The 5,566-nt window shown below is 61.6% G+C and carries 5 protein-coding genes and 1 pseudogene; 5 read left to right on the top strand and 1 reads right to left on the bottom strand.

The genetic code is table 11. The annotated features are described in order from the left end of the window. The first annotated feature begins 178 nt into the window (after positions 1 to 178). The gene (locus tag AC1DKD_RS38440; RefSeq protein ID WP_477144495.1) at positions 179 to 1,087 is read left to right on the top strand and encodes a SphA family protein; all 909 of its coding nucleotides are present in this window, start codon (positions 179 to 181) and stop codon (positions 1,085 to 1,087) included. A 7-nt stretch (positions 1,088 to 1,094) separates the two neighbouring features. On the opposite strand, the pseudogene AC1DKD_RS38435 reads toward AC1DKD_RS38440, so the two are convergent. Further along, positions 1,095 to 1,256 (bottom strand): annotated as a pseudogene (locus tag AC1DKD_RS38435) (IS5/IS1182 family transposase); the annotation flags it as partial. A 128-nt stretch (positions 1,257 to 1,384) separates the two neighbouring features. On the opposite strand from AC1DKD_RS38435, the gene AC1DKD_RS38430 reads away from it, so the two are divergent. From AC1DKD_RS38430 to AC1DKD_RS38415, 4 genes are all read left to right on the top strand, one after another. After that, positions 1,385 to 2,296 (top strand): LysR substrate-binding domain-containing protein, encoded by a 912-nt coding sequence (locus AC1DKD_RS38430; protein ID WP_441629683.1) that lies wholly within the window; start codon positions 1,385 to 1,387, stop codon positions 2,294 to 2,296. 177 nt (positions 2,297 to 2,473) lie between these two features. Continuing rightward, complete coding sequence (locus AC1DKD_RS38425; protein WP_441629676.1) at positions 2,474 to 3,943, top strand: amidase; 1,470 nt, start codon at positions 2,474 to 2,476, stop codon at positions 3,941 to 3,943. Between the two features lie 67 nt (positions 3,944 to 4,010). After that, entirely contained in the window at positions 4,011 to 5,054 is a 1,044-nt protein-coding gene (locus tag AC1DKD_RS38420; RefSeq protein ID WP_441629677.1) for a glutathione S-transferase family protein, read from the top strand. Positions 5,055 to 5,423: 369 nt separating this feature from the next. Then, positions 5,424 to 5,566 (top strand): LysR family transcriptional regulator (locus AC1DKD_RS38415; RefSeq protein WP_477144496.1); only part of this gene is annotated, 143 nt, incomplete at its 3' end.

The following is a 5,566-nucleotide window of genomic DNA, read 5'->3' as shown; positions in this document are numbered from 1 at the left end:
CCCCCGGAACCGTCCGGGTCGCTCCTTGACCTGGAAAAGCACGAAGAAGCGATAGCCATCGTTAGCGAGTCTCGGCAAGTTGCGGAGATGTCGAATAGTTAGCGTAGGCGCGCTTAACCGGCTGATGCGGATGCCCGGAGCCCTCAGCCGAAAAAGAGAATAAAGAGACGGAGGAGACATGATTAAAGTGCCCGCGAGATTTTTGACGGTTGTTGCGCTCGCATGCTGGCTCGCCTCGAAGGTTGAGGCAACCGAGAATGGCCAGACCAGTTACCCTGTTGGCGTCAATACCGTATTGAATGGAATCTTGCCACCGCCTGGTGAAACCCAGTTCTATAACTACACGCTTTACTACAATGCCRGAAAATTCGCTGGCCCGCATGGAGGAAGTCTCGTTCCCGGCTTCCACTTGAACACGTTTGCTGACGCCCCGCGTGTCGTTCACACATGGGGCACCACATTCGGCCCCTTTACTGTGTCCAGTGGTGCAATCGTCCCGCTCGTTCATCTTGGGCTGGAAACGCCAGGCGGCAGCGGCAAGCGCTATGGAATTGGAGACATCATTCTTGAGCCGTGGCTCATTGATTATTCAAATCCATCGCGAACATTCTTCGCCTTCCTCGCCACCAATGTCGCAGTGCCGAGCGGGTCCTACTCCGCCAACCGAGTGGCGAACACTGGTCGGAATGTATATGCGCTAATACCGCACATCAGTACCACATGGTTCCCCACGCCCGCAGTTGAAGTCTCCACCACCACGCTCGTAGAGATCAGTTCACCGAACTCGGCGACTCGACATCACTCTGGCGCTGTTGCAGCACTTGAATATGTTGTTGGATATTCGCTTAACAGCAAGTTCCAGCTCGGACTTCAAGGATACCTCCTGAAACAGTTCACCGATGACAAAGTCAACGGCGTGCCCGTAGGAGCGGATGGGTTTCGCGGAAAATCTGTCGCAGTCGGGCCGCAACTACGATACATGTGGTCGCCGGCGGCAGGCATTGTGCTCAAGTATCAGCGCGAGTTCGCCGTGCAGAATCGGCCGCAAGGCAACAAGTTCTGGGTTGAACCGTGTTTCCCTCTTTGATCGGAATGAGGCGACGTTCGAAGCGAATACGCAGCTTGCCGAACCCGGCAAGCTGCGCATGCGTTCGCTCGTAGTCTACGGCGACGTGGTGTCGTTTTCTGCCAAGTTTGCCGCGATCGGTGGGGTTCGGGCGCATTGACGGTCGTGGCGCGAGCGGGCGCCTGCCACGGCAATGGCGGTCATTGGGGGGTGTTCGACCGTGGCACTGCGCGCACCCCTTGCAGTACCATCGATGGAAAGCACACACCATTGACCCAACCCAACCCAACCCAACCCAACCGCTACCAAGGCAGCCAGATGCTGGACCTGAAAGACGTTTTTCACTTCGTGCAAGTGGTCGACCGCGGTGGCTTTACGTCTGCCGGCAACAGCCTGGGGCTGCCCAAGTCCACGTTAAGTCACAGGGTCAAGGAGCTGGAGGCTTCGCTGGGCGTCCGCTTGATCAACCGGACCTCGCGCCAGTTTGCCTTGACCGACGTAGGCGCTGAGTTCTACCAGTACGCTGTCGCCTTGCTGCAGAGCGCCGACGTCGCGGAACAGGCGATGCGCCAGAGGCTCGCGGAACCCAGCGGGATCATTCGCGTGACGGTAGCGGTCGAGCTTGCGCAGTTTGCGCTACGCCAGGTCCTGCCGACGTTCCTGAGCAGCCATCCCAAGGTCAGCATCGTGGAAATCGCCACGGACAGGCTCGTCGACGTTGTCGGCGAGGGCTTCGACCTGGCGCTGCGCGGACATACCTCGGCACTGCAGGATTCCAACCTGGTCCAACGGCCCATCGTCAGGGCGCCATGGTACCTGTTTGCGGGTGCCGACTACCTCGAACGGAGGCCACTCCTGGAGGAGCCGGAGCAACTTGCATCCCATGCCATCGTCTCGATGGTGCGCAAAGGGCCGCTGCAGTGGCAACTGCGAGGCCCCGACGGCACGCTCGTCACCATCCCGATCGAGCCAAGATTCCAGAGCAACAGCATGATGTCCCTGAAGGAGGCAGCCTGCGCCAACGTTGGCGTGGCAGCCCTGCCCGGGTATATCTGCCGGTCCGAGCTGCAGGCTGGCGTGCTGCGGCAAGTCCTGCCGGGCTGGATCGCCGCGGATGCGCGCATCTCGGCCCTCATGCCGTATCGGACCGGACTGCTTCCCGCCGTGCGGTCGCTGGTCGATTTCCTCGCCGTAGAGCTGCCCAAGGTCACCGCATTCGACGGCCGCTGACCCGGCACTACCTCCTCTGCCTCCAAAGCCATGCGGGCCACGCCCCGTGTGTCCCGCCGGGCGTTCCATATTCATGGACGCTGCGTTCGGCGCCAGCCAGCTTCCAAGGCCGAGCCGATCAACTATCGTTTCCAACCAGGGATAAGCCAACCGCAACGTCACCCTGGAGTGGAATACATGAACCAGTTGAACTGCCAGCCACGAGATGCGATCTTCTCTGGCCACGACATACTTCCGACGGCTGTCGGGTCGCTCGACCAGCACGGCATCCGACGCCCATCCCGAACGACGGCCCCGCATTCCATGGGCTTGCGCAACGCGCTGGATGCCCTTGCCACGCGGCAATTCACCGCGACGGCATTGACGGAGCAGGCACTCGAACGCGCGGAAGCCAGCAAGCGGCTGCTCAATGCATTCTCGGCGATCGATTGGGACCGTGCCCTGAAGGCGGCAGCGGAAAGCGACCGCCGCTATGGCGAACGCCGGCCGCGGCCACTGGAGGGACTGCCCATTGCGGTCAAGGATCTGATCGACACCAAGGGCATGGAGACCCGCTACGGTTCCGCAGCCTATCTCGGTCATGTGCCAGCCGCCGATGCGGACATCGTGAGAACTCTGGTGGAGCGCGGCGCGATCATCATCGGCAAGACCACGACCCACGAATTCGCGTGGGGCGTGACAACCGCCAGCGCCAGGTTTGGCGATACCCTGAATCCGCTGGACCATACACGCATACCCGGGGGTTCCAGTGGTGGCGCCGCGGCGGCGATTGCGCACGGTGCCATCATGGCGGGCGTGGGCACGGATACCGGCGGCTCGGTCCGGATTCCCGCCGCGCTGTGCGGCGTCGTCGGATACAAGCCCACGCTCGGCACGTTATCCACGCGCGGCGTGTTCCCCCTGGCGCCCACTTGCGACCACGTTGGCCTGCTCGGCGAGCAGGTTGACGACGTGCTGTTGCTCGCCGATGCGATTGACATCAGGGTTCCCGAGAGCGATGCGTGGCTGTCCGCACGGCTGGGCGTCATTCGTGACATCGCACCGGTTCCACTCAGTCCGGAAATTGCAGCGGCATTTGATGGCGCGATGAAGCGGCTGGCGCAGGTCTTTTCCTGTGTGAACGTCAGCACTTCCGGCCTGTTCGATGCGGTATTCGGTGCCTTCGCGAACATCGTCCTGATCGAAGGCGGCATCGAGCATTTCCGCCGCAACGACTGGGACCGTATCTCGACGCACTACAATCCGGAAACCGTCGACCGGCTGAAACGCGCGGAAACCATGGACCTGCGCGCCTATGCGGCGGCCCAGCAGACCAGGCGAAGTTTCACGACAAGGCTGCACGAGGTGATGTCGACGGTTGACTATCTCGTGCTGCCGACATGCCCGTGCACCGCACCGCATCTCGATGCCGGTACCGTGAGCATTGGCGCTTGGACCGGCACGGTCCGAGAGGCGCTGATGACCTATACGGCACCGTTCAATGTCGCGGGATTTCCTGCCATTTCGATTCCCCTGGCGACCGGCGAACGCAGCCTTCCCGCTGCCTTGCAGATCGTCGCGAAGCCCGGCGACGACGGTGCGCTGCTGCAGATTGCACAGCAGATGGAGCTGATGCTGCGAACGGGCACCGCCAACAAGAGTTGCTAGACGTCAACCCAAGAACAGGAGATAACGATGAACGATRGCGCCAAACCTGAGTGCCAGGAAACCAGCAATGAGCCATGACAAATTGACGAATATGGCGGCCGGTGCCCGTGCCGCCATCGCGGACCCCGCGCGAATCTCTCTCGTGGGTAGTGACGCCAACCCGCGCTTCGAACTGTTCCACGCGGCCAGTTCACTCTGCTCGCAGAAAGTGCGCACGGTATTGTTCGAGAAGCAGTTGCCGTACCGTTCGAACAATATGATGATCCTCGGTTCGATGGGTCCTGATGGCGTTGTTCCAGCCGAGCACTACCATCCGCCCTACGTCCGACTGCGGTTGCTTGCAGGCCGGGAAGTGGGGCGGGAACTTGTCAGCGGCTATAGCGGGCGTACTTCGGTGGAGACCGAAGGCTTTGATCCCTGCGCGGTCCCGTTGCTTGTGGACTACGAGGCTGGCCGTGTCATTGCCGATTCCAGACGGATCTGCTGCTATCTCGATGCGGTGTCGCGCGATCCCGTTCATCTCGTGCCGGAGGATGCCGATGTGCGTGCCCAGGTGATGCACCAGGTGAGCATCGTCGATCAGATCCCGAACGGCACCTTGCTCTACGGCTTTCATCCCGATGCCGACCTGCGGCCTGAAGCGCTCAAGACGGCCATGGAAACGGTCTACGACTACAAGATCAAGGCGCTCGAAGCCATGATTGACGCCAATGCCGACGATGCGGAGCTCATTGCGGCCTATCGCGCGAAGATCGCGAAGGAGCGGGGCGGCAAGTCGGTCTGCCACGATGCGGCATTTCAGCGCGCCGCACGTCGGCACGTCGCGGGCCTCTTGACGGACCTCGACCATGCGCTTGGTTCGTCGTCACCGTACCTCAGGGGGGAATCATTCTCGCTCGGCGATGTGCTGTGGGGTGTCAATCTGGTTCGGATGGCTTATCTGGGGCTTGCGTCGATGTGGGAAAACCTGCCCAACGTCGAGCGATATGTTGATGCGCTGGCCAGGCGTCCGTCCCTGTGCACGGAAGCGGTCCAGGCCACTGTCGATTCCATGCCGCCTTCGCGCTATATGCATGTCATTGCCGGCTGCGGGGAGGCGGTGCCGGTGTAGTCCTCCTGCCACAGGCACCGATCAATGCCGGTGCCTGTGGCAGGAGGGGAATGGGCGGAGACTCTGCATCTCCGCCCATTTGCTTTCTCAGGCTGCCACGGGTTCTTGCTCGCAGTGCAACGCATGCGCGAGCGGTGTCACCCTGCGGCCCTGGAATCGGGCCACGGCCAGGTGGTCGTCGTCGGGCTTCTTGGCATCACTGAAGCTGTCGGAACGTGTAGGAAAAACTGAACGATCGGGGCCGGCGCAGTGGTGCGCGCCARGGTTTGCCCGGATCCGCGGATGCGCGCCCTGGGGTATGATCGGGGATCAAGATCACACCCACATCCGAACCGTTGCCACCGCCGGCAATGATCCGCGCCCCAAGCAATGCTGGATCTGAAGGACGTCTATTACTTCGTACAGGTGGTTGACCGCGGCGGGTTCACCTCGGCCGGCGAGATGCTTAGGCTGCCCAAGTCGACGCTGAGCCATCGCCGCGGAGATTGCGCAGTTTGCGTTGCGTCACGTGT

It is taken from the genome of Cupriavidus sp. 05T313 (assembly GCF_056396665.1).
This window is presented reverse-complemented; position numbering and strand designations above follow the sequence as displayed.